Source organism: Robinsoniella sp. KNHs210, assembly GCF_000686105.1.
Lineage (GTDB): Bacteria > Bacillota > Clostridia > Lachnospirales > Lachnospiraceae > Robinsoniella > Robinsoniella peoriensis.
Window position 1 is genome coordinate 3,223,310 of the sequence record NZ_JMLZ01000002.1, and the last position, 26,754, is coordinate 3,250,063.

Genomic DNA, 26,754 nt, shown 5'->3' on the forward strand with positions numbered 1-26,754 from the left:
CCTCCTCGTTCCTCTTTCGTTTACCTTCCCTGTTTCCCCAACCGGATTACATTCCATGAAGCCTTATGTAATTTTGCGGTCAGAATTCCCTCGTCCATTTCCGATTCCTTGCTGTTCTTCGGCAGAACACGTTCCCTTCCATAAGCATTTACCGTCTTTAAGTCACCCTCTTCCATAATAATATGTTCTAAAATATCGTATCCCGCAAAGCTTCTTACATCACAGCTCAGGGTGATATCTTCGTGTATATTCCGGTTCACCGCAAATATGGTAACCTCTTCTTTTTCTTCCCGGTAAACCGCAACCGATTCAATATCCGTAACATCGCAATGACCGATGGTATCGTGCTTTGGCGTATCCAGAACCGGCAAAAGTGCAGTTCCCCTTCCATACAGAGACGCATGAAGAAATGGATAGAAAATCGTCTGCTTCCACACTCCCCCGTCATCTTCCGTCATAATCGGTGCAATAACATTTACTAATTGAGCCAGACATGCCACTTTGACACGGTCTGCGTGTTTTAACAGCATAATCAGCATTAATCCCACCATCAGCGCATCTTCAAATGTATAGATATCCTCCAGTAAATGAGGCGCTTTCTGCCATGGGCGGTTCTTCATGGTATCGTCATCTGCTTCCGATGAGTGAAACCATACATTCCATTCATCAAAGCTTAAATTCATTACCTTTTTACTTCTCTTCTTTGCCTTAATATAGTCACAGGCCGACACTACCGTATGTATAAAATGTTCCATATCCATGGTCAGTGCCAGATAATCTGCCGTATCATTCATGGTATTTCCATAGTATTGATGCAGAGATATATAGTCCACGAAATCGTAAGTATGATTCAGTGTTGCCGCTTCCCACTCCGGAAATGTCGGCATCGCCGCAAAGGAACTTCCGCAGCTAACCATTTCTATAGACGAATCAATCAGTTTCATTGCCTTGGCCGTTTCTGCAGCCAGGCGTCCATACTCATCCGCCGTCTTATGTCCGATCTGCCATTCTCCATCCATCTCATTTCCCAGGCACCAGGTCTTAATTCCATATGCCTCTTCCACTCCATGGCTTCTTCTTAAGTCACTGTAATATGTTCCGGAGGGATGATTGCAATACTCCAGCAGGTTACATGCATCGGCAATGCCTCTGGTTCCCAGATTCACAGCCATCATGATATCCGCCTCAACCTTCTTTGCCCACTTTGCAAACTCATTTAGCCCCACTTTGTTTGTTTCCAGGCTCCGCCATGCCAGTTCCAGACGTTTCTTACGCTGTTCCACAGGGCCTACGCCATCTTCCCAGAAATAATTGGACACGAAATTTCCGCCCGGGTACCGGATCAGGGGAACCTTTAACTCTTTTACCAGATCCAGAACATCTCTGCGAAATCCGTCTTCATCTGCGGTTGGGTGTCCCGGCTGATAAATTCCGTTATAAACAGCCCTTCCCAGATGCTCAATAAAAGAACCATAAATTCTCTTATCTATTTCTGCAATCCGGAAACTTTTATCGATTATCATATTTGCATTTTTATTCATATTGATATCCACTGCATATTGCTGGCATGCCGGCACTTTATATCTGCTGCAAATAGCCTGCCTGCAACACTGCCTTTCTATTTCATATTTTTTCAACATTACCTGTAAGTATGCCGCTGGCACTTACAATACTGCACCATTAGGCGGTGTCGTAATCCTTTTCTGGACGCGCATTATCCCTTCACCGCTCCGGCTACCATTCCTTCTATAAAATACTTCTGAAAACAAAGAAACAGAATTAATATAGGAATTACCGAGAAGCAGGAACCCACAATCAGCAGATCATAGTTATTTCCATAAGGTGTCAGTAAAGTATTCAGACCGATTGGCAGGGTATATTTCTTATCATCCCTTAAAATCAACAGCGGCCAGAGAAAGTTATTCCAGTAAGTCATACCGTTTAATATCGCCATAGAAGCCATTGCCGGTTTCATAATTGGGAAAATCAATTTTACAAATATGCCGTATTCCGTAGCTCCATCTACACGTCCCGCCGAAATCAGCTCTTTGGGGATTCCCTCAAGATATTGGCGGAAGAAGAATATCGTTGAAGCATTTGCCATAAACGGCAATACAATTCCTGTATAAGTATTACTAAGCTTCATGCCGATCATCTGGTTATACAAAGGCAGCATCAGTATTTCAAATGGTACCATTAAGATCAGAAGTACACAGACAAAGAAGAAATTTTTTCCTTTAAAATTATAAGCAGCAAATCCGTAACCCACACAGGCACTCACCAGCAAAGTTAATACCACCTGCACCACGGTCAGGAATACACTGTTGATAAACCAGGTAAAATAGCTGTGCTCTCCGGTAAACAGATAAACATAATTCTTAAGGCCCATTTTATCCGGTTCAATCTTTAAGTTAAGTCCATACTGGATCAGTTCTTTTCCATCTTTAAAACTGGCGATGACCATTGCTGCAAATGGTACCAGAATTACTATTGCCAACAGCGTAAAGAATACTAATAAGAAGATTTTCATCCATATTATTTTTGTTTTTCCACCCACATTTTGCCGTGCCATCTCATTAGTCCTCCTTCTTAAACATGCCTGAAAGCGTCAGCTGTGCAATATTGATAATCATGGTGATCGCCAGCAGAATCACACCTACGGCTGCCGCATAGCCCATTTCATTTTTCTGGATTCCCTGCCGATACAGGTAGCCGACAATGGTAAGACCGATATTCTGAGGGGAGTCCTTTCCCGCCCATAGCATATAGCTCTCTGTAAACATCGCCAGACCGCCATAGATACTAATGGTAAGAACATAGGTAATCGTAGGTTTTAACATTGGCAGTGTCACATAAATAAACTTCTTAAAGGATGAAGCACCGTCAATGGATGCCGACTCATAAAGTTCTGTAGGAATGCCGTTTAATCCGGAAATAAAATACAGCATATTAACACCCATCCACCTCCAGCAGGCAAGAAACAGCAATGCCACATAAGCCGTAAAACTGTTTTTCAGCCATTTTACCGGCTCTAATCCCAGCGCATTCATAATACTGTTCATAAACGCGGAGTCCATTTCACCAAACATCAGACGGAAAATGGTACCCGCTACTACGATAGAAGTAAGAATCGGAACAAAAAATACAGATTTGAACATCTCTTTTGCCGACATTAGTTTGCTGTTAATCATGTACGCAAGCAGCATTGGAATTGGAATCAAAAGAATCAGTGTTCCAATCATATATTTCAGACTGTTCCATAGAGCAATCTTAAAGATATTGTCGCCTGCTAATTTACTATAGTTTTTTATTCCAACAAAGGATGTCTGTCCCGGCAAAACCTCCTGGAAACTCATAACTCCGGCCTTCGCCAACGGAAACAGCCAAAATATTAAAAACGTTAAGACAAACGGAAGTATGAACACATATGGTGCTATTTTCTGAGAATATAGTAATTTCCGAAAATTAAACTTCTTTTCTTCCTGCTGCTGTACCTGTACCGTCTTCCTGCCACTCATTTTTTTACCCCTTTCAACATTTGCTTTTGTCAGCCCGGGAATTTACATTCCCTACCACATATTTGAATTATCCTGTTTTCATACAAATAAAGGGAACGTAGCCTGCTACGCCCCCTAAATTTGGCTGTCACATCCCACAAAGCGAAGACAAGCATTTTCAGACATGCTTCAGGGCTATTGCAAATATATGTGTTCTTTCCAGTGTCTTTTCTGACACCTACTGTAATTCATTCTCAATCTGAGACTGTGCTTCTTCCAGAGCCGCAGCAATATCCTGATCGCTGTCAAAGATTGCATTCAAAGTAGTTGCACTGAATGTACTGTTGATTGCCGGATAGGCCTCTGTAGATTTGATCAGACCGATCTGATCTTTAATTTCATTTAATACATCAAATGGGTTATTTTTAAAATACTGTACAAATTCGTTATCCGGATTATGTGTTACCTCTTCCATAGACCATACATCCATGTTGCAGGGATCAAATCCAAGATTGTTCCATAAACCAATATTTCCATCTACACTGAGTTTTGCATAAGCAAGGAAATCCTTTGCCAGCTGAACATCGCTGCACTGATTGGTTACACAAGTACCTGTTCCGCCGCCGCCCACAGAGGATGGCATTCCTTCTTCCAGTACCGGAGCAGGAGCAATTGCAATTTTACCCTTTAAGTCTGTCATATAGCTTGTATATCTGGACATCTGCCACATTGGCATAATCGCACAAGCAACTTCACCTGCATTATAATAAGCGTATGCTTCTTCCGTATCCGGATTTCCGCCCGGAATAGTTGTAGCAACACCTGCCGTCTGAAGATCTTTTAAAGTTTCCAGACCTTTTTGTGCTTCCGGAATGTTTACATTTACATTGCCTGCGTCATCAACCCAGTCTTTTTTCTGCTGTGCAATCAAATCATTTAACTGCCATAGTGCACTGGTATCTGCTGATATAATGTATTTACCGGTTGCTTCTTTTAACTTAAGCCCTGCTTCTTTTAAATCAGCATAGGTTTTAATAGTTGTATAATCAATATCTGCGGCTTCTAACATCTCTGTGTTATAGAAAGCAACAGTTGCACCAACGTGGCTTGGAATACCATAATTTTTTCCGTCCTTGCTGTAAAGCTCAATTCTGGAAGCTACAATATCCTCTCTGTATGGGTCAATCGCATCATTTAATGCTTCTAACTGGGGTTCTCCCTTTAAGAAGTTTGCAAATTTGCCAAGTTCGATATCCACGATATCCGGTGCACCTTCCCCGGACTGAAGTGCAATCTGAAGTTTATTATGCATGTCTTCATATGGAAGAACATTTACATTTAAGCTGACCTGGCGGTCCGGATTTGCTTCATTCCATTTTTCAGCCATATCCTGAAAATGATTTCCGTGGAGTTCCACGAAAGTCCACATTTCCAGTTCTGTTGCATCTGCGCTTGCAGCTGTCGTTGCTTTTTCGGAATCTGCCGCTTCTGTTTCAGCCGCTGCCTTATCCGCTGCTTTATCCGTTGCAGCTGTCTCTGCTGCTTCTGTGCCCGCTGCCGTTGTCTCTGCTGTGTTATCTTTTGCTGCTTCTGTAGTTCCTGTACTGCCTCCGCATCCTGCAAGACTTGCAGCCGCCATTGCTGTTGCTAATAACACCCCTAATACTCTACTACGTTTTCTCATTTTTTTTCCTCCTTAGATAAACTCTTTCACCCATACTAACATTTCGCCTGTCTGGCGGTTCCCCCAGTATGGATAGGGTACAAACATTAACGGTATACTTTCCATTGTGAGATCAGATTCCTTATATAGTTCGTTACTATGCCACCCATCTGTCATCACTTTTTTCCCTGCTGTCCGGATTACGGTAGTTCCTCCTAATAAATTTTCTTCATAACTCTCCTGCAGTTCCTGCTCCGGATCCAAAAATATTGCCGGAAGATTCTTACCATTATCCACTTCTTCCAGGCAATACACAACCGGACCCTTCATGATTGCAACTTTGCCCACATCTTCTTTAACCAGGGGATTGGCACGCAATATTCTGGGAACTAGTGCAAATTTATAAACCAGCGAAGGATTTTTTCCTGAAATCATTACTTTTGCATAACCTTTCTGAACTTCCGGATAAATTGCCTTTCCATCCAGTATAAGACCATACTCTTTCACGTATTCAGGTATCCGAATAGCCAACTCAAATTCCGCTTCATCTTCATTCTCAATCGTAATTTCTATCTTTCCATCATTGGGAAATGCTGTCTTCTGACTCAGGTGAACCGGGTGTCCTTCTATCTCAACCACTGTCTCACTTGAGATAAACAGGTTGATCCAGATAGAAGATTTATCATAAAAATAAATGTATTCTCCAATGGATGCCAAGGTTCTGGCTATATTTGGCGGACAGCATGCAACGCCAAACCATTTTTGACGAACCGGCTTTACATGCTCCATGGAAGTTCTTGGCATACAATTATCCGGCCATACCTCCAGCGGATTAACATAGAAAAAACTCTGTCCATCCATTGCCACACCGGATAAAAGTGTATTATACAGTGCACGTTCCACCACTTCCATATATTTTGCATCCCTTGTGATCTGTGCCATTCTTCTTCCAAAGAGTGCCAGTCCAATGGAGGCGCATGTTTCTGAGTAATTGCGGTTGTTAGGAAGATCATATCCTGTGGTAAAACGTTCCAGTAACCCGGAACTTCCTATACTTCCCGTGATATACATTTTTTTATAAGAAATGTCATTCCATAAATTCTCACAGACCTGAAGCAGCTCTTTATCCTGATATTCGTACGCCACATCCGCCATAGCACAGTACATATACACCGCCCGGACTGCATGCCCCTCTGCTGTATCCTGCTCCCGGACCGGCTTGTGTGACTGGGAATAAAGAGGCAGGTAATTTTCAAATTCCGGGAAAATCCTCTTATAATCCGGTCTTTTTTCTTCCTCCAGGAAATAATTGGGCTCCCTGCCCCTGCGCTCCAGAAATTCTTTCGCCTGTGCAAGATAGGTTCGATTTCCGGTCACTTCATATAACTTCACAAGGCCAATTTCCACTTCCTGATGTCCGGGATAACCATCTTTGTTATTTTCATTAGAAAACACTGTGCAGATCAGATCAGCAAATTTGCAAATACAGTCTAAAAACTTTCGTTTACCGGTAGCATTGTAATAAGCAACCGCCGCTTCCATCAGATGTCCTGCCGTATATAACTCATGTCCTTCTTCCAGGTTACTCCAGCGTTTTTCCGGTTCTTTAATTGTAAAATATGTATTGATATAGCCATCCGGCTGTTGCGCCGCTTCAATCAGATCAATTACTTCATCTGCTGTATTTTCCAGATCTTTATCTGCGTGAGATGCCAGTGAAAGTGCAACTGCTTCCAACCACTTTGCTACATCGGTATCCTGAAACACCACTCCGTAGAATTCACCGGTCTCTCTTTTTGCTGCAATTTTAAAATTCATTAACCCATGGCTTGTCTGGGCACCCGGTATTTTATCATTCAGAATATTCCACTGATATGGGATAATCGTACTTTTTACCAGGTCTATATATCTATCCCAATAGGAATCCCGTATCTTCGTACGGTTTAGTTGAACTAAGGTTAGTTTTTCCATAAATGCCTCCGTCCGTTTCTTATCGATACCAGCGCTTTGTCCTGCGGGTTTGATTAAACGTTTTATCTGATATCGATACTATACTACAGTTTCCAAAATAATGCAATACCTTTTTTCACAAAAATGACAAAAAAAATATGTACATGCCAAATTACATGTACATATTAACGTCTATATGTGAATATTTTATATATTATATATATTGATATGTCTATTAAATATCATTCTCCTTACGATTAATCGTTTTATCTAAAGATAGTTTTGTCTAATAATCCTTTTATCCTCGGATTTTTTTATCCATTGATTGTTATATCTACAGATCCTTTTATCCACAGATTTTTTTATCCATAGATCATTTTATCTACAGATCATTTTATTCACAGATCATTTTATCTACAGATCATTTTATCTACAGATCATTTTATCTACAGATCATTTTATCCACAGACTGTCTTCTCTTCAATTTACACCTGATCTTGTAGGGATAACTCTGGTTTGCATCCAACGTTCCCTCCACCTCGTCCACCACAATTTCTGCTGCCTTTTTACCAATTTCGTGAAGCGGCAGAGCCATTGTTGTAAGTGCCGGTTTGAATGCGGTGCTGAACTGCCTGTCATCGAACCCAATTAATGCAATATCCTTCCCAATCTCCAAACCATGATCATTCGCATAATCATAGACCCCCAATGCCATTACATCACTCATGGCAAAAATAGCCGTGACTTTTTCCTTCATCAGTTGCCCGCACGCCTCATATCCCATACTTCTCAGCCAGTTTCCGGTTACATTCAGCCCAGGGTTAAATAAAAGTTTATTTTCATACAATGCTTTCTGGTGTCCAACCATTCTGCCAAAGGTATGAAGACTGTCCTTGTCACCGGATATGACCCCGATCCGTTCATGACCTCCCCGGATCAGTTCCATGGTTGCTTCATACGCTGCCTGCTCATCATCAAATACAACAGATGGAATCCGCTGGTCACCTGCAAATCCATATGCCACAACCAATGGACATTTAAGCCCTCCCGGAATACTTTTAATTTCACGGCAGTGGGCACCGATATAGATGATCCCCTCCACTTGTTTACTCTGCATAATCAGGAATTCCTCTTCCACCTGCTTTTTATAATCCTCATGATGGTAAAAAGCATTGTCATATTTCTTATACAGCCTTAAGTTCCCGAGAAGAAACGTATAATCCTTCTCTTCCAGATATTCATTAATGCCATCCACGATCTCCACACAGTTAAATACCGTCAGATCCTCTGTTATGATTCCAATTGTTCTGGAGTTTCGCTGTTTGAGATTCCGCGCCATCATATTTGGCACATAACCCATTTCTTTTGCCGTCTTTAGAATGCGCTCCTTCGTTTCTTCTCCAACCCGTCCCTTCCCATTCAGAATATTAGAAACCGTAGCAATTGAAACCCCGCATTCTTTTGCCACTTCTTTAATGGTTGCCATAACTTTATATTCCTCCCCTGTGATATATTTTAGGAATAAACTTTTAGTAAAACTTTTAACTAAAACTCCTACTTCTTTTAAGTATAACACTAAATACTCTTTAAATTCAAGTGATAAAACGTTACACCTAAATCAAAGGGATTTACTCTATTGGCAGTTCCTATTGCATGCACAGAAATGTCCCTCACCTATCTCTTTCAGAAGCGGCGCATATTCCCCGCAAACTTTATCTGCGTAAGGGCATCTTGCATAATATAAACATCCGGTTTCCGAAACCTCTTCCCGATAGCACTCCGGTACCTCTTTGCCCCTATAAGAAAAAGAAGACATTAATAAACGTTTTGTATACGGATGCCTGAGATTTGCAAAATCCTTTATATCCTTTATCTGTTCCATTATTTTTCCTCTGTACATAATAATGATTTCATCCGCCAGATAATAAACAGCCTCCAAATCATGGGATATTAAAAGATAAGTCATATCCAGTTCTTTCTTTAGATCAGCAAACAAATTTAATATTTGTGCCTGTACAGACACATCCAGGCTGCTGAGAGGTTCATCTAAAATTAATAAATCCGGATTAGATGCCAGCATCCTTGCAATACAGATTCTCTGTAACTGACCTCCTGAAAACTGGTTGGGATATTTTGTTTTTTCACTGTTTTCCATTCCAACCTGCAAAAGCAGTGTGTCAATCCGTTCATCCAGCTTAGCACCGGATAAATGATAAAAATTCCGCAGCGGTTCTGCAATAATTTCTCTTGCCGTAGTTCTTCGGTTTACTGCATCCAGACTATTCTGGAACACCATCTGTATCTCTTTACGCATCGGATTTTTTCTTGTAATATCTCTTACCGGAAATCCCTTCCACAGAATATCCCCATGTGCAGGTGTTTCCAGCCCTGCAATCATTCTTGCCAAAGTGCTTTTACCACATCCGCTCTCCCCTGCCAGTCCTATGCATCTTCCGTGTTCCACAGTAAATGACACCCCGTTTACTGCCAGGACTTTTGTTTTTCTTTTTCCCTTATATACTTTTACTACATCGTTTACTTCCAGAATGGTATCCTTATTTTTCACTATTTTCTATTGCCTCCAGACACCTAACCATATGTTTATCCGCAGCCATCACAATTGGTATTTCCTTTACTTTGCAGCTATTCCCTGCAATAGGACACCGATCATAAAACATACACCCTTTCCCGCGATTCAGGAGGCCGGAAGCCTGCCCTTTGAGAACCGGCAGCCTTTCTTTTGAAAATACCGGTCGCGAACGAAATAAGCCTTTTGTATATGGATGAACCGGGTCTTTTAAAATTACGCTGCGTGGGCTGTGCTCAATATTTTTACCGGCATACATGACCATAATATCGTCTGCAATTTTTGAGATAACCCCTAAGTCATGGGAAACCAGAAGAATTGCCATTTGGAGTTCTTCCTGCATCTCCTTCAGTAGCTTTAAAATGTCATGCTGCACCGTCAAATCCAAAGCCGTTGTAGGTTCGTCTGCGATTAATAATGCAGGCTTCTGAATCAAAGCAATGGCTATCATAACACGCTGCAGCATACCTCCGCTCAGTTGAAAAGAATAGCTTTCCAAAACCCTTTCCGGATCGTGGATATGTAATCTTTTTAAAATTTCTGCTGCATTTTCATGTATTTCTCCTGGCTCTTTGTTTTCATGTGCCTTTACCGTTTCCTGAAAATGATATTCGATGGAAAATAACGGGTCAAATGCACTCATTGGATTCTGCGTAATCCAGGAAATTTTTTTACCCAGTATCCGGTTTAAGGCTTTTATATCCTGATACGGCATTTGGCTTCCCTCAAATAAAACCCGCCCTGTACTCTCCCACTTTTCCCGGTCCAGAATTCCCAAAACAGAAGAACAGGTCACTGACTTACCGCTTCCGCTCTCACCTATAATTCCAAGTGTTTTTCCTTTTTGTATCTGAAAATCCATATCCTCTACTACAGGTATTTTTTCTTTACCTCTTTTTAAAAATACATTTAAATCTTTTACAGATAATATATTATTCTCGTCCATATTCTGCACTCCATTATATGCTTTTTTCCTCTAAATAGTCTCTCAGGGAATCTCCCAAAATATTTGAACACAGCACTACAATCAGAATCATCATTCCCGGCCAGAACATAAGCATGGGATTACTGTGCATATAAGCCCTTCCGTCATTAATCATCATACCCCACTCCGGGTTTGGCGCTTTCACCCCCAGCCCCAAGAATGAAAACCCCGAGATCGCAAGAATAGTCTGTCCGAAATCAATGGTAATAATTGCAATCATCTGGGGGATAATATTGGGGAAAATTCCTTTTCTCATGATTAGAAATACCGAAGATGCAGAAAGCTTACTGGCGGCTATATAAGCTTTTTCTTTCTCATTTTTTGTCAGATTACGCGCTACTCTTGCAAACCACACCCACTGCACTAAGATCAATGAAAGCACGATATTCTGTATACCAGCCCCCAATACACTTACAATAACCAGTGTAAGAACCAAAGACGGAAATGCATAAAGCACATCACAAATCCTCATCAGCACACTGTCAGGAATCCCCCCTATATACCCGGATAAAATCCCAATAAAAATACCAAATACAGATGAAATCGCGCTTGCCAGAATGGCAAATCCAATCGTTGGACGGATTCCATAAATAATTCTCGAAAAAATGCAGCGTCCCATATGATCTGTTCCCATTGGAAATGCCACAGAAGGACGTAAAAATTTTCTGGTCAAATCTGCCTCCGCAGGATTATGAGGCGCTATGACCATTGCAAAAATACCGGCAAGTATAATGACTCCTAATATAATCATACAAATACAAACCGTTCTCTTTTTAAAAAAATCTTTTCTTTCCATATTTACACCTCCGACTGCATGCGTGGATTCAACCCTGCACAGATCAAATCGGACAAAAGGTTTGTAAATATAAAAATAAGGGCCAATAACAGAATGTAGCCCTGAATAACAGGATAGTCACGACCTCCTATCCCCTCAACAATCAATCTTCCAAGCCCGGGAAAAGAAAACACATTTTCCACAATTACACTGCCGCAAAGCAGACCTCCCAGATTCATTCCCAGAGAAGTGACCAGCGGAATCAGAGAATTTTTCAAAATATGCGTAAGAAATATCTTTCTGCCGTCAATTCCTCTTGCCCTTGCATATACCACATATGGTAATTTTGCATTTTCTAAAATGCTGTTTCGCAGTATCCTGGTATACATGGGAATATATCCTGTGGCAATCGTTGCGGAAGGTAATATCATATTTTCAAATCCACCAGCCAAAGAAACAGGAAGCCACCGGAGCCAGACAGCAAAGATCTGCACCAGTAAAAACCCCAGCCAAAAAGAAGGAATGGAAGAACCTAAAAATCCCGTTACCCTTGTTACACGGTCTATCACACTGTCCGGTTTGGCTGCTGATAAGATGCCCATAGGTACACAGAACACAAACAGCCAGAGAAGTGCCAGCGCTGCCAATTTCACGGTGTATGTAAAGGCTTTTGCCAACTCCATCGCAACCGGCATCTTCGTCATATAAGAAACTCCCAAATCTAAATGCAATATTTGATTGAGCCATGCAAAGTATTGTTCATATAACGGTCTGTCCAACCCCAGTGTATGCATCGCCATCTCCAGATTCTCCCTGGTAACCGGCACTCTTTTGGCCATCAGATACGCAGTTGACGCATCTCCCGGCATTGCTCTGACAATTAAAAAAGTCACAATTGTTACACAGAACATAATTGGAATAATTGCCAGTAACCTTTTTATAAAATATTTTTTCATAAGTTATTTTCCTCAAATATAGCAGGCCGCCATAAAACGCCCTGCTATATAGACTTCATTATTTTCTTTCCACATCTTCAACCGGCATATAATACAGACTGTCAAACTTAACCCCCGTAAGAGCTTTATCGCAGGCAACCAGTCGGGTGGTACCTGATATAGGCAGATAAGCTGCCTGATCCTGAATGGTATACAATATAAAATTATACAGATCCTGTCTTTTCTGCTCATCCGTCTCCACAATAACCTGATGAATTTTTTCATCCAGCTCATCTTTCATCGGAATCCCTTTTTGTGCCTGATAATCCGCATACTCCGGATTTGCCATATACGCTACCAGCGTGTGTGGATCATAGGGGTCTCCCCATGTCTCTGTAATGGTAATTTCAAAATCTCCTTTTTTCTGAAAATCAATTAAAGCCTGTCTTTCCAAAGCTTCCAGGTTCAGTTTAACACCCAACTTTTCCCACTCACTCTGCAGCACTTCTCCAAGAGTTTTATAGATGACATTATCACCATCGTAGTAAAACCCTATTTCCAGTTCTTTTCCCTCTTTCATACGGTATTTTGAATCATCTGTATTTTTCCATCCTGCTTCGTCTAAAAGCTGCTTTGCTTTTTCTGCATCGTATTCATAGACGTCTAGATTTACATCACAATATGGTACCGATTTATCAAAAAAAGTATCTGCCGGCTTTTGAAGTCCATAAAATACATTTTCCGAAATAAGCTCTTTATCAACGCCATAATTTAAAGCCTGCCTTACTTTTAAATCCCGGGTTGGTCCAAAGTTACTGTTTAATATTAGGGAAACTGTGCTAAGCGGCTGAGATACGTAAGCAGCATATCCGCCCGCTTCTAACTCCTTAAAAGAATCCGGGCTCAAACGGCTTTCAATATCAAAGATCATATCAACTTCACCGGCTTTTAATGCGTTTACCGAGGTATCTCCATCTGGTGTTACAACAACCTTCAACTCTTTCATTTTAGGTTTTTTCCCCCAGTAATCTTCATTTCTTTCAAATACTGCATACTGGTTCTCAACATGCTCCTTAAGCTTCCACATACCGGTTCCAATAGGCTCCTTTATGCCTTTTGCAGTATCTCCATCATCCAAAAAAGATGCCTCTGCCATAAATCGAACCGGCCGTGCAAGGGAAAGTTCCTGAAGAATTGGATAATAAGGTTCTTCATAAATTATTTTTACAGTGTACTCATCCATAACAACAATCTCTTTCATCAAATTAATAGACTCTAGAAAGCTGTGTTCTTCCTTGTTTTTTAAAACTGCATCCAGATTTTTCTTCACAACCTGTGCATTAAAAGCAGATCCGTCAGTAAATTTAACATCCTCTCTTAAATGAAAAGTATACACCTTTCCATCTTCTGAAATACTCCAGTTCTCAGCCAGACAAGGCTTTACTTCTCCCTTTTCAAAGGAAGTCAGCCCTTCATATACGAAATCCTGGGCATACATAGGGCAATATCCCTGAGCATTCAAATCTCCTATATCATTTGCCGTAGCAATCACCAACTGTGCGTTTTTTTCTTCCCCACTCTGTTCCTGCTCCGCTTTTCCTGCTGTAGTGTGATTGCCGCAGGCTCCAAGGGATGTTCCAAACACCATTATCCCCGCCAAAATCAAAGATGTAATCCATAAATTCTTTTTCTTCATATAGTGTTATCTCCCTCTCTTATTCCTGAAGATTCTACCATTAGAAAAAAACTGCTACAAGCTCCCTGCGGGGATATTTCTACATATTACACAATTTCTATCTTACTTTTTTATCTATTTTATACAATTTAAAATTGATATCGTATAATAGCACCATTGCTTATTAAATGAATTGAATCTATTATGTGTTTTATCCCTTCACACAAAAATCAGGGGTGAAATCCTTTCGTATGGATTTCACCCCTTATTTTTTAATATACAAGCCTTTTCACCAGGAACCGATTACTTCCCTTTAGAATTTAAACACCGCCACCCCATAGGCCGGCAGTTCATATCCAAAGGAATACGGCATACCGTCACATTCTTTCTTAACCGCCTTAAAGGTCTCGGGCTGAATTTTACCGGTTCCGCCAAACTCCTTGGCATTGCTGTCCAGAATCAGCTTATACTGTTTTCTTCTGGGCACTCCCACCCGGTAATCTTTTCTCTCCACCGGTGTGAAATTAATTACAAACAACAGATTGCTTTTTCCATTTTGTGAGTGCCGGATAAAACTAAAGATACTTCTTTCATTATCATTTGCATTCACCCACTCAAAACCATTCGGGTCATAATCATGGTCATACAGCGCAGGCGTCTTTTTATAGAGATGGAGCAGCGTTTTTACAAAATGCTGCATCTGGGCATGTCTCTCTTCACCTAGCAGGTACCAATCCAGTTCTCTTGCCTCACTCCATTCCTGGAACTGTGCAAATTCCTGACCCATAAACAAAAGCTTCTTACCCGGATGCCCGATCATAAACGAATAAGCTGCTTTCAAATTTGCAAACTTATCATCATACTGTCCCGGCATTTTGCTGATCATAGAGCATTTTAAATGTACCACCTCGTCGTGGGACAGCACCAGCACATATTTCTCAGCATAGGCATAGGTCATGGAAAACGTCATCTTATGATGATTATACTGTCTGAAATAAGGATCCAGCTTCATATATTCCAGGAAGTCATTCATCCATCCCATATTCCATTTCATCGAAAAAGCCAGTCCATCTTCTTCCGCTTTTCCGGTTACTTTCGGCCATGCCGTCGACTCCTCCGCAATCATAAGCGTCCCATGATTACGCCCCAGAACAACTGTATTCAAATGTTTAAAAAACTCAATTGCCTCCAGGTTTTTATTCCCACCGAATTTATTTGGCAGCCACTGACCATTTTCTCTTCCATAGTCCAGATACAAAATCGATGCCACTGCATCCACCCGCAATCCGTCAACATGATACTGCTCCACCCAGAAAAGTGCATTTGCAATCAGGAAATTTTTAACTTCACTTTTACCAAAATCAAAGACTTTCGTTCCCCAATCCGGATGTTCTCCTTTTTTGGGATCTGCATATTCGTATGTACTGGTTCCGTCAAACTCTGCAAGTCCATGGGCATCCTTTGGAAAATGTGCAGGAACCCAGTCCAGAATGACACCAATTTTATTTTTATGCATGTAATTCACAAAATACATAAAATCTGCAGGCGTTCCATACCGGGAAGTGGGTGCATAATAGCCGGTGACCTGATACCCCCAGGAGCCGTCAAACGGATGCTCTGCAATTCCCATGAGCTCTACATGGGTATATCCCATTTCTTTTATATAATCCACCAGAGCATGGGCAAGCTCCTTATAATTATAAAATCCATCTTCATCTCCGTCATGAAGGGGATGCTTTTTCCAGGATCCCGGATGCACTTCATAAATGGAAACCGGCTGCTCGTCCTGATTCGTCTGTGCACGTTTTGTAATCCAGCCCGAGTCTCCCCACTTGAAATTGTTGATTTCCGCAATTCTGGACGCCGTTCCCGGTCTCACTTCCGCCTGATTTCCATATGGGTCTGCTTTGTATAATCCCCGTCCATCTTTGGCAGTAATATAATATTTATATAAATTGCCCACATTCGCCTCAGGTATGAAAGCCTCATACACTCCTATGGGGTCTATACGCTTCATAGGATGTGCTTTTTCACTCCACCCGTTAAATTCACCGATAACACTCACATCAGCGGCATTTGGTGCCCAGACGGCGAAATAAACGCCGTCTTTTCCCTCTATTTTCTGTGGATGAGCTCCTAATTTTTTATAAATATCATAATGTGTTCCCTGACCAAACAGATACTGGTCTAAATCGCCAAACAAAAGCCCTTTGTTCTCAGCCTTCTTTGCTGTTCCTTTGGCCTGCTTTTTCTCTGCCATCTTCTCACCCCTGGTTTATTTTTATAATTACGCTTCCACACGCTTTTAATTCTACCGTAATCTTACCGCCATCTGCCGCAACTGCTTCTCCGGTAACAGCATCCATGCAGCTTTTTGCTTCCACCGGCAATGATATAGTCATCACAGCTGCATTCTCATCATTATTAACTGCAACAATAACCGCTTCCTTCTCCCAGATCCTGGCAAAAGCATACTGGCGGTTAGTCAATGCCAGCTCCCTGTATTTTCCGCCTGCAAGCGCCTGGTTCCCTTTACGGATTTCACCAAGCTCTTTTAAATGCCTGATAATTTCAGGATGCTGATTATTCTTCTCACATTCTTCCAGTACCAGATGCGGTCTCAGCGGATCATCATTTCCGCCCTCTTTCTTACCTTCAATTCCCCATTCAGATCCATAATAGATGGAGGGAATTCCCGGCAGCGTATAGAGCAGCGTATATACCGGATTAATGTGTTCCTTATTCGTCAGCTTGCTCATAATGCGGTCCACATCATGATTATCTACAAAAGAATACAGTGTTCTTCCCTTATAGATCCCGCCATTTTCATCGAACTCACGCTTGACCGTATGGGCAATTTCAAAATAATTATGATCATTATGCCCGGAATACAAACCCTTGTGAAGTTCATAATTGGTAGTAGCGTGTAAGACTTCATCATTTGCCCATTTACCGTAATCTCCGTGGATGACTTCACCCATCAGCCAGAAATCTTTTTTCTCAGCTGCCGTAACCCTGCGCATCTCTTTCATAAAGTCAAAATCCAGACAGTCTGCACAGTCCAGACGGATACCGTCAATATCAAATTCCTCAATCCAAAAACGAATTACGTCCAGCAGATAATCCCGCACCGCGCCTTCACACAGATTCAGATTCACCAATTCAAAACAGTTTCTCCATGCTTCATATCCGAAACCGTCATTATATGGCGTATTCCATCCAAAGTTAATACCCTTATACCAGTTCCGGTAAGGTGAATTCTCCCTGTTCTGCTTAATATCCTGAAATGCAAAGAATTCCCTTCCCGTATGGTTGAACACCCCGTCGACAATCACCTTGATTCCTTCTCCATGGGCCATCTCCACAAATTTCTTAAAATCTTCGTTGTCACCAAGGCGCCTGTCGACTACTTTATAATCCTTTGTATCATAACCATGTGTGGTAGATTCAAATAACGGCCCTATATAAATTGCAGTACACCCAATTTCTTTTATATGCGCCAACCAGGCAAATAATTCCTCAAATCGGTGAATTATTTCATTTTCTTTGTTTTCTTTCGGTGCTCCTGTCATTCCCAGGGGATACATATGATAAAATACTGCCTCTTCATACCATTTACTCATTTCCGTCAATCTCCTTTACGAATATATTCCATACATAAACTGATGCACCAGGCTTCGCTTGGTGTCGTCACTAACAATGATTTCCATTTCTGTCTGATCACATACCACTAAAATATAATGGCTTAATATTCCAATAAATCCAATGGCAAACTGCCGTTGGCGCCCCCTCATATTTCCCAGCTGCCCTTCCGCCTGCTCAAACACATCCACGATGATGTGGTAAAACTCACTCAGCAGCGGCTGAACCGCGCGATAAGCGTCGTTGTCCTTTGCAGAATAAAACAGCGCCATCATCAGCATATAGGTCTTCTTATGAGATATTGCATAATCAATAAATGCAGAAGCCAGATGATAAAGGGTCATGGGAAGATCACCTTTATATACAGCCGCCTTCACCAGACGTGCCCGGAATTCCTCAAACTGTGTATTCAGCAAGTTTTCCAGGAGCCCGTATTTACTTCCAAAATAATAATATAACGTAGGTTTCGTAATTCCTGCCTTTTCTACAATCTCCTGTATTCCCACCGCATCATAGCCCTTGTGGTAAAACAACTCCAATGCAGCTTCCATAATCAACTGTTTATTATCCATTGCAATTCTCCTTATGTTATTATTATACCGTTCGGTATATAAAATGTCAACAAAAAGGAGCTTCTCTTCAGAAACTCCTTCCCGCAGGTAATTCATCTGTTTACTTTTAAATTTATCTAAAATCTTTCTCACAAAGCAATACTCTGTCTTCCTCGTCAAACCGTTTGCCTGACAGGCTTGAGAATAATTTTCTCATACCAATACGGTCAACTCGTTTAATCGCCTTGTCTACAATATCCTTGACATCCGCTACCGTGACCGCATGATCCGGTGACTGAATTTCCCCGATCCGGTCATAGAGAAGTCCCACAGCAGGTTCTTCAATATGATAATCCTTGTCATTGGCATAAGTCTTTCCAAAATATACCAGCTCGTCGTTGGTAAATATCGGTATCGTGATATTTACATTAAACTTACAAGCCAGATCCGGATAACGTGCAAGCAGGTCTCTCACATAGCTCTTCTCGTCTTCCAGAATAACTAAGAGGCCGTCTGTCTTAAATTCCATAGCCTTAGCAAGCATCTCAACTGCATTTTCATCCAGGTCCCCGGCTTCCTCAATAATCAGCGTGCCGCCTGCAATCTTCGCTATAGTAGCCGGTATATCCTTTTTATTAAAATCTTCCGCATAGATCTTAGCCACCTTCGCTGAGCTCTGGTGTTTCTCCTGGCTGATTACCTTCGCAAGGTTAATGCCAAGAGTCGTTCTCCCGCTTCCTGCATCTCCTGTTATCACCACATTTCCGACCTTTGAATTACCGGATCCGAAATTACCTTCTCTGATTTTGGAGATAGCATGGGCAAGCTGAGCATCCAGCCCTTTTATCCATGCAAAGAATCCAAGCGTCGTCTTTTGTGACTGTGTAAGCGTCATAGGTACATGGGCATTCAGTTCCGGTGCGGGATGATACATCGGATCTGATGCAACTCTATGTACGCTTTCTTCCACATCAGATAACATCTGATCTTTCTTCGTCATATCGGAATGAAGATGAGCCGTATTTGCCGCCGCCTCAATGGCTGCTGACAGATCAATCGTAGCACCGGGATCATCTGTTTCCGGCATTTCTATCTCATCCGGCATTTCTATCTCATCCGGCATTTGAATTTCATCCGGCATCTGTATCTCTTCCGGTATTTGAATTTCATCCGGCATCTGTATCTCTTCCGGCATCTCTACTTCCGGCAAAACAGGCTCTTGCGCTTCTGCTGCTTCTATATCCTGATATTCAATGCCTTCGTCCGCACCTTCATCATATTCATATTCGACTACATCTTCCGGTTCTTCCTCATATTCGTATTCAGCGTCTGCTTCCGCTTCCTCTTCATACTCATATTCTTCTGCATCTTCATCCAGCTCCTCAGAACCTTCTTCTTCCGGATCATATTCCAAATCTGCATCATATTCCGGCAGTTCTTCATCTAACGATTCTTCATCTAACGGTTCTTCGTCTGCATCCATATCCTCTGCATCCAGTTCCCCGTCAAAATCCTCTTCATCTTCCATGCCGTCATCCAGATCTTCTTCGTCATCTAATTCTTCTGCTGAATCATCTTCCGGTTCTTCATCAAAATATTCTTCCGAATCAATATCATCCAGGTCATCCAGATCCTCCGTATCTTCTTCATCATATGCCTCTTCGTCCCCGGCATCTTCCTCATCCGATACTTCGTCGTCTTCCACACCACTCATAGAAGTAAGTACATCATCGATAGAAATTCCTCTGAATTCCTGATCCTCCGAATAAACAGCTTCCTGTGCTTCCGCTTCCATTTCGGAAACTTCTTCATCAGCGGTATCTCCTATAACGGTAGCAGGATTCACTTCGTCTTCCTCTTTAGGCTTCTTAATTCCTGATAAAATTTCACGCATATTTTTAGCCAGCTCCATTTGCAAATCTGCTGTATTATATGCCGGAAGTACCTGAATTGACTCTGGTTTTCCTTTATTTTCTTCCTGAAGTGCCTCTTTCACAGGTGTATACTGACGAATCATCTCTTCTTCATCCGCATAATTATCTTGTCTGCCATAGTTGTCTGACTCTTGCTTATGCATTGCTACAGACGCTGCAATCTCCCGCTCCGTAGCTGCAATTATATTAGCCGCCAACGCTTCCTCTTGTGTCTCCGGCATCCCTTTCAGAATTTCCTTTTCTAACTTAGGAACTGCTTTTGTCACTGTTTCTTCTTTCGTCTTTATATCAACAATTCCACTGGGATTATCATAGATTGTCTGCTGTTCCGGAGTCAGCGGAACATAATTTCTCTTAAGCTCTAATGCCTTTACCACATATTTTCCATTGTGGAACCAAAGCGTAATATCATCACACTCTTCAATACATTTTTCAACAAAGCCGGCCTTGTGGTACAACTTTGCAAGTTCATATGCCCACTGTTCCGTGTATTCCTTATGCTTATATTCTTCCAGGATCTCAATCTGTTCCTCCAGAGACGATCCTCTGCCCTTATATAATTTATATTTCAGAACATATTTACTGTTATCATTTGGTGCTGCATTCACGAATTCGGTATAGAATTCAACAGCTTCGTCAAACTCCCGCATTTTAATTGCAACTTCTGTTAAACGGTAAAGTATACTTCTGACCATTGGAGAACGGCGGTATGCACGCAGTAAGATCTGCTTGCTGTCTTCCAATTGTCCATTTGCTTCATATATTTCGCTAATCATGCATAAGGTACGTACATTTCTGACACGTTTCCACTCAATTGAGTCTGCTATTTTAGCTGCTTCATCATATTCTTCCTGTTCAGCCAGTCTGGTTATTTCTTCCAGCTTCGCATTATATTCAAATTTATCCAAATTTTTCACCTCTTAGTTTGGGTCTGCATAGTATTCTACATAATTGCCTTAAGTGTACCATACCTGATTTTCGTTGTCAAAACCAAAACCATGATTTCATTATATTTTCACAAAAAATAGCCGCTATCATGCGGATAACGGCTATTGGTAACTTTTATCATTATTTAATTGTAATTTATATTTTATGTAATCGGAGGTTCATCTTCTTATTTCCTGCATCTCTATTTGAGATATATTTAAAAAAATATTAAATATATGAAATTATTCACTCAAAGCTTTCGACTATATCTTTCGCAAATATTGATCTCCTATATGTTCGCTTATACAAGTTCTCTAAATATATGAATACCTTTATTATGAATCGATTGATTTATCAGAATAGACATTCTTATAAATAATATCTTATTTATAATCTAAAGTATTGATATATCTTCGTTGATTATATAAACTACTGATATTTTTTAATAACTGTTTCTTCACACAGTTGTTAAAAACCTTTGAACTACTATGTGGTAAATCCTTCAATATGGTGACAATTTATATTCTTTATCCATAAATTCCAACTTCTAATCTCTCCGATTATCTGACGTATACCCGATTCCTTTGGATCCTTTTATATGTGATAAAGGTCTTTCTCGCAGGAAACAACTGTCATACCACAACCATATTGAACTGACACTATAGAAACTGTGTCCACTGGACTCGACCTCCTCTTCCTTAACATTTCAACAAGTTTTAATATTTAAAACAACTACATGCCTTATTCAAATAATCGTTCCAGGATTTCTCGTCTCCTTTGGATTTATCTATAAGTACATGTTTTGTTGATGAGGTTATAATACCACACGAGACTTTATTTGTCAACACTATTTCCATAATTAATTCTAATAAATTTTTAATATGATATTTATACTTGTTGACACTGTTAATTTTGTATATTATATATAATTTTCTGTTAATTTGAAAAGTCAGTTTTTTGTATAGATTTTCGGTATCCGCTGGGGGTGTATCCTACCTGTTTCTTAAAAAGCTTGGAAAAATAATTAACATCTGAGATTCCTACGTAGTATGCGATATCCTGCACCTGCATGTCTCCAGTATTTAACAGCTTTAATGCGGCATCTATGCGCTGTTTGTTTACATAATCTGTAAGGGTTCCTCCCGTTTCTTTTTTGAACAGGGAGGAGAGGTAACTGGGATTGACATTAAACAGCACTGCAATGTCTTTTAATCCAAGAGGGCTGCTCAGATTCAGATTAATATAATCAATTGCCTTTCTGATAATCGGGCTATGGTTTCTCAGGGACTGATTTCTGACCAGAATGCAGTATTTTCTGATCATCTCCAGATTTATATTTTCAATCTGCTTCGTTGAAATAGCTGATTCTATCTTCAGCGCATACCGGTGTGAGATTTCATCCAGATATACGGGATGGACGTAACTCGTCTCTGATGCTTTCCTCAAGAGGGTATTTAAAACGAAGGAGAGATTTTTTCTGTCTCTGAGCGGATCTTTGTTGCGCTGGGATATCCGGTAACTGGAAAAATTATGGTAGGCAATTACCGCCTCCTCCTGATTTCCCTTTTTTACCGCCTTTAAAAATTCATTTTCCTTATCATACCTCTCTTTTATTACATGGATGGAAAAATACATATCCGGTCCGGGAACAAAGGAATCCATGTTTTGACCCTTCTCCTGGTCTTCCAGAAATTCTATGCGGCAATCCTCTTCCTCCTGGTACAGAAAAGATGCCAGAATATGTAAGGCGGAAATTACCTTAGCATGATCTGCAATCTGAAGGACATTATAAAAGTTTTTAAGCGCTGTCATGGTACTTCCGGTCAATTGGTTCTGGGCAATAACTTTTGTATAAAACCCTTCATCCGGATTCTCGGTGAGATATGGCCCAATGATTATATAGGGATAGTCTGACCCCTCAGGCAGCTTCATAAATATATAGTAAAGCGAAAAGTTATCCGACAGACAATAGAATACTTTTTCTTCCATATATACGGTATATCTCCCGAAATAGGCTTCGTAGTCAAAATCCGGATCCAGCATTTTACGAAGAGAGAGATCAATGCTTTCCCAGCCCTGCTCTGCGGGATCAAACAGCTGCGCCGGAACCCCTGCCGCTGCGCGTATCATATTTTTTGTAAACTGCAGTACATCTTTTATGTTCATAAGATTCTCCTTTTTTATAGGGTAAATTCCCGGCAGCCTTCAACCACTTGTCCCAATATAAGTATCAAATTTATATTTAAACTTATTTTACCTAAAAATTTTACGGATTTCAATAAAAATTATCCTTAGGTAATTTCTGAATTTATGGTAATTTATATGCAAGAACCAGAGCACATTTGCACATGAAGGAGGAAATATATATGAATTCTATGTTATATCCAAAAACAAGCAGAACGCGCAGGATCGTCGATATGAACGGCCTTTGGAAGTTTTGTTTTGATCCTGAATCGGAAGGACTGAAAAACAACTGGAAAAATGGGCTTGATCCCAAACGCACCATAGAGATGCCTGTACCCGCAAGTTTTAATGATTTTTTTACAGACAAAGATTCCAGAGAATATACGGGTGACTTCTGGTATGAAACTTCGGTATTTGTTCCCGGAGAGTGGGAGGGGAAAAATATCGGCCTCCGTTTTGACTGTGCAACCCATCGTGCGGTTGTTTTTGTAAACGGTGAAAAAATCGCAACTCATGAAGGTGGCTTTCTTCCCTTTACCGCCAGAATAAATAAAGTTGTTAAGTGGAACGAACCCAACCGGGTTGTTGTCTGCCTCAATAACGAGTTAAGCTATACAACTCTGCCTGCAGGATCGACAAAGGTTTTCTCAGATGGAACAAAAATGTCGAAGCCTTTTTTTGACTTCTATAACTATGCAGGACTTCAAAGACCAGTACGTCTGGTGGTAACACCCAAAGATGAAATCGTTGATTTTTCTGTAAAACACAGCCTGGAAGGTTCTGACTCCATAACGGAATATAAGGTGACCGCAGACTCTGACAAAGAGATACTGATTCAGGTATATGACGAAAACCGGAAACTGGTTGCAACTGCATCCGGGGATAAAGGTGTCATTCGAATATCCAATGTACGGCTCTGGGAAGTCAGAGATGCTTATCTGTATACTTTCCGTATCTTATTAATGGATCAGGAGATGATTGCCGATGAGTATGAAGAGGAAATCGGTATTCGTACGATAGAGGTGAAGGACACTGATATTCTGATCAACAGCAAACCTGTTTACTTAAAGGGATTTGGGAAACACGAAGACAGTGAAATCAATGGCAGGGGATTCAATCTCGCTGTAGTCAAAAGAGATTTTGAGCTGATGAAGTGGATTGGCGCCAATTCATTCCGCACCTCACACTACCCCTATGCGGAAGAAATTATTCAGATGGCTGACCGGGAAGGATTTCTGGTTATTGATGAAGTTGCTGCAGTTGGATTCTTTGAAAGCCTGATGAACTTTATGGAAGCATCCACCGGAAAACAGACAGCGTTTTTTAGCCGGGAAATTGTGCAGACCGAGACAAAAGCAAATCACAAGGCAGCTCTTAGCGAACTTATTGCCCGTGATAAGAACCATGCCTGTGTAATTGCCTGGAGTCTGATGAATGAGCCGGAGACAACCAGCGAATCTGCCGTTCCTTATTTTAAAGAAATCTTCGACTTGGCAAGAGAACTGGATCCACAGAAACGTCCCCGGACTTTTGCAATGGTCATGAACTCTACTCCCAATGCCTGTAAATGCTATTCCTTCCCCGATATTCTTTCACTTAACCGCTATTATGGCTGGTACAACCGGGGCGGTTACGAAATGATGGAGGCAAAGGAAGCTTTCATCCGGGAAATGGACCAATGGCAGGAACTTGGTTTAAACAAACCCTTCCTCTTTACAGAATTCGGTGCGGATACAATGGCGGGAATCCACAAGCTTCCAAGCGTAATGTGGAGTGAAGAATATCAGGAAGAATATCTGCGTATGCAGTTTGAAGTCTTTGATTCTTATGATTTTGTAAAGGGCGAGCAGGTCTGGAATTTTGCAGACTTTCAGACTACAGAAGGCATTATGAGGGTAAACGGAAACAAAAAAGGTATCTTTACAAGAAACCGGCAGCCAAAAGCTGTTGCGTATGTTTTCAAAAAAAGGTGGGAGAATCTTCCCCTGAACTATAAAAGTATCTTATAAATTATATAACAGAAAGGAAACAGGGGGTTTTGATATGACGCAGAAATTTGGATTAAAAGATAAAATCGGATATATGTTCGGAGATTTTGGAAATGACTTCTTTTTCATATTTGCCAGTAGTTTTCTGATGGTGTTCTACACCAAGGTACTTGGCATTGGCGCCGGAGCAGTTGGTACATTGTTCCTGGTAGCCCGCTTTATAGATGCTTTTACTGATATCAGCATGGGACGTCTCGTAGATATCCTGCTGCCTGCTAAAGACGGGAAATTCCGACCCTGGATACGGAGAATGTGTATTCCTGTAGTAATTGCCGGTACACTGCTGTTTGTTCCATGGATTGCTTCACTTCCCTATGGTGCCCGTCTGGTCTATATCTACATCACTTATATTTTATGGGGAAGCATTTGCTATACCGCCATTAACATCCCATATGGCTCCATGGCATCCGCACTTACTTCTGATCCCCTGGAGCGCAGCGCTTTATCTACTTTTAGAAGTGTGGGTGCCGCCCTGGCAAACATTATCGTAAGCGTTGGCGTTCCACTTATTGTTTACCAGTACGATGCATCCGGGAACCAGGTTGTAATACCGCAGCGTTTCTTCATTATTGCCTGTGTATTCGCTGTTGCTGCACTCATTTGCTATATTCTCTGTTATAAACTGACCAATGAACGTGTTGTAATCTCATCTGAGAAAAAGGAAAAGGTTGGTTTTGCAAAGACTGTCACTGCACTAGCTCGTAATAAAAGCCTCCTTGCCATTATTGGTGCCGCTATTGTACTTCTGCTTTCGATGCTGCTTGCACAGAGCATGAACACTTATCTGTTTATGGATTACTTTAAAAATAAATCAGCCATGTCCGTTGCAGGTTTCTTTAACGCTGCCGCCACTTTGGTACTTGCGCCCTTTTCCACAAAAATCATTAAACGCTTTGGGAAAAAAGAAGCTTCTTCCATTGCTGTATTGTTTGCCGCTGTAATGTATTTTATTATGTTCTTTGTCCGTTTTACCAATCCCTGGTTCTTCTGTGTCTTCATTGCCCTCGGAAACCTGGGTACCGGATTATTCAATCTGATGATCTGGGCATTTATCACCGATATTATTGATTATCAGGAAGTCCGGTCCGGAAGCCGTGATGACGGAACCGTATACGCTGTATATTCCTTTGCCAGAAAAATAGGGCAGGCGCTTGCCGGCGGACTGGGCGGATGGACACTGGCTGCAATCGGATATCAGTCATCTGTTGGAGGGGAAACCGTAGTTCAAACCACCAGTGTAGTTAATAACATCTATTCCGTGGCAACTCTTGCCCCCGCTGTATGCTATCTCATTGTGGGACTGATTCTGCTGTTCTGGTATCCGTTAACAAAAAAGAAAGTGCTGGAAAACAGCCGTATCCTGGAGGAACGCAGATCTCAAAATACAAATGCCTGATATTA

Annotated in this window: 18 protein-coding genes; 2 read left to right on the forward strand and 16 right to left on the reverse strand. The window is 41.2% G+C overall.

Features of this window, described 5'->3' with window-relative positions; translation table 11 throughout:
* Positions 1-20: 20 nt before the first annotated feature.
* The 16 genes from arfA to CD03_RS0121105 form a co-directional block, all read right to left on the reverse strand.
* Positions 21-1,541, reverse strand: a complete 1,521-nt coding sequence (gene arfA, locus CD03_RS0121030; protein WP_027295321.1) for an arabinosylfuranosidase ArfA — start codon at positions 1,539-1,541, stop codon at positions 21-23.
* A 173-nt stretch (positions 1,542-1,714) separates the two neighbouring features.
* The gene (locus tag CD03_RS0121035) at positions 1,715-2,572 is read right to left on the reverse strand and encodes a carbohydrate ABC transporter permease (RefSeq protein ID WP_044289569.1); all 858 of its coding nucleotides are present in this window, start codon (positions 2,570-2,572) and stop codon (positions 1,715-1,717) included.
* Between the two features lie 4 nt (positions 2,573-2,576).
* On the reverse strand, positions 2,577-3,518 hold the full coding sequence (locus CD03_RS0121040) for a carbohydrate ABC transporter permease (protein WP_044289571.1): 942 nt from the start codon (positions 3,516-3,518) through the stop codon (positions 2,577-2,579).
* Positions 3,519-3,735: 217 nt separating this feature from the next.
* Positions 3,736-5,181 (reverse strand): ABC transporter substrate-binding protein, encoded by a 1,446-nt coding sequence (locus tag CD03_RS0121045; RefSeq protein WP_027295324.1) that lies wholly within the window; start codon positions 5,179-5,181, stop codon positions 3,736-3,738.
* 12 nt (positions 5,182-5,193) lie between these two features.
* Positions 5,194-7,131, reverse strand: coding sequence for a glycoside hydrolase family 127 protein (locus CD03_RS0121050; RefSeq protein WP_027295325.1), 1,938 nt, complete (start codon positions 7,129-7,131; stop codon positions 5,194-5,196).
* 421 nt (positions 7,132-7,552) lie between these two features.
* Positions 7,553-8,596 carry a LacI family DNA-binding transcriptional regulator gene (locus CD03_RS0121055; protein ID WP_027295326.1) on the reverse strand — a complete coding sequence of 348 codons (1,044 nt, stop codon included), beginning with the start codon at positions 8,594-8,596 and terminating at the stop codon, positions 7,553-7,555.
* Positions 8,597-8,743: 147 nt separating this feature from the next.
* Positions 8,744-9,676 carry an ATP-binding cassette domain-containing protein gene (locus CD03_RS0121060; protein ID WP_027295327.1) on the reverse strand — a complete coding sequence of 311 codons (933 nt, stop codon included), beginning with the start codon at positions 9,674-9,676 and terminating at the stop codon, positions 8,744-8,746.
* Positions 9,666-10,643: an ABC transporter ATP-binding protein gene (locus CD03_RS0121065; RefSeq protein ID WP_027295328.1), complete on the reverse strand. Its 978-nt coding sequence runs from the start codon at positions 10,641-10,643 to the stop codon at positions 9,666-9,668. The genes CD03_RS0121060 and CD03_RS0121065 overlap by 11 nt, the downstream gene beginning before the upstream one ends.
* 13 nt (positions 10,644-10,656) lie before the next feature.
* Positions 10,657-11,478: an ABC transporter permease gene (locus CD03_RS0121070; RefSeq protein WP_027295329.1), complete on the reverse strand. Its 822-nt coding sequence runs from the start codon at positions 11,476-11,478 to the stop codon at positions 10,657-10,659.
* Positions 11,479-11,480: 2 nt separating this feature from the next.
* Entirely contained in the window at positions 11,481-12,413 is a 933-nt protein-coding gene (nikB, locus tag CD03_RS0121075) for a nickel ABC transporter permease (RefSeq protein ID WP_027295330.1), read from the reverse strand.
* Positions 12,414-12,471: 58 nt separating this feature from the next.
* The gene (gene nikA, locus CD03_RS0121080) at positions 12,472-14,088 is read right to left on the reverse strand and encodes a nickel ABC transporter substrate-binding protein (protein ID WP_027295331.1); all 1,617 of its coding nucleotides are present in this window, start codon (positions 14,086-14,088) and stop codon (positions 12,472-12,474) included.
* Positions 14,089-14,380: 292 nt separating this feature from the next.
* The gene (gene glgB, locus CD03_RS0121085) at positions 14,381-16,327 is read right to left on the reverse strand and encodes a 1,4-alpha-glucan branching protein GlgB (RefSeq protein WP_081820322.1); all 1,947 of its coding nucleotides are present in this window, start codon (positions 16,325-16,327) and stop codon (positions 14,381-14,383) included.
* A 4-nt stretch (positions 16,328-16,331) separates the two neighbouring features.
* The gene (locus CD03_RS0121090; protein WP_027295333.1) at positions 16,332-17,690 is read right to left on the reverse strand and encodes an alpha-amylase family glycosyl hydrolase; all 1,359 of its coding nucleotides are present in this window, start codon (positions 17,688-17,690) and stop codon (positions 16,332-16,334) included.
* A gap of 15 nt (positions 17,691-17,705) precedes the next feature.
* The gene (locus tag CD03_RS0121095; protein ID WP_242849133.1) at positions 17,706-18,413 is read right to left on the reverse strand and encodes a TetR/AcrR family transcriptional regulator; all 708 of its coding nucleotides are present in this window, start codon (positions 18,411-18,413) and stop codon (positions 17,706-17,708) included.
* A complete protein-coding gene (locus CD03_RS0121100; RefSeq protein ID WP_027295335.1) occupies positions 18,394-21,102 on the reverse strand; it encodes a hypothetical protein in 2,709 nt (902 codons plus the stop codon). The genes CD03_RS0121095 and CD03_RS0121100 overlap by 20 nt, the downstream gene beginning before the upstream one ends.
* Before the next feature lie 955 nt (positions 21,103-22,057).
* Positions 22,058-23,287 (reverse strand): AraC family transcriptional regulator, encoded by a 1,230-nt coding sequence (locus tag CD03_RS0121105; protein WP_027295336.1) that lies wholly within the window; start codon positions 23,285-23,287, stop codon positions 22,058-22,060.
* Between the two features lie 200 nt (positions 23,288-23,487).
* Here CD03_RS0121105 and uidA point away from each other — a divergent pair, with 200 nt between their 5' ends.
* Positions 23,488-25,314 (forward strand): beta-glucuronidase, encoded by a 1,827-nt coding sequence (uidA, locus tag CD03_RS0121110; RefSeq protein ID WP_156042978.1) that lies wholly within the window; start codon positions 23,488-23,490, stop codon positions 25,312-25,314.
* 34 nt (positions 25,315-25,348) lie between these two features.
* On the forward strand, positions 25,349-26,749 hold the full coding sequence (locus CD03_RS0121115; RefSeq protein WP_027295338.1) for an MFS transporter: 1,401 nt from the start codon (positions 25,349-25,351) through the stop codon (positions 26,747-26,749).
* Positions 26,750-26,754 lie beyond the last annotated feature (5 nt).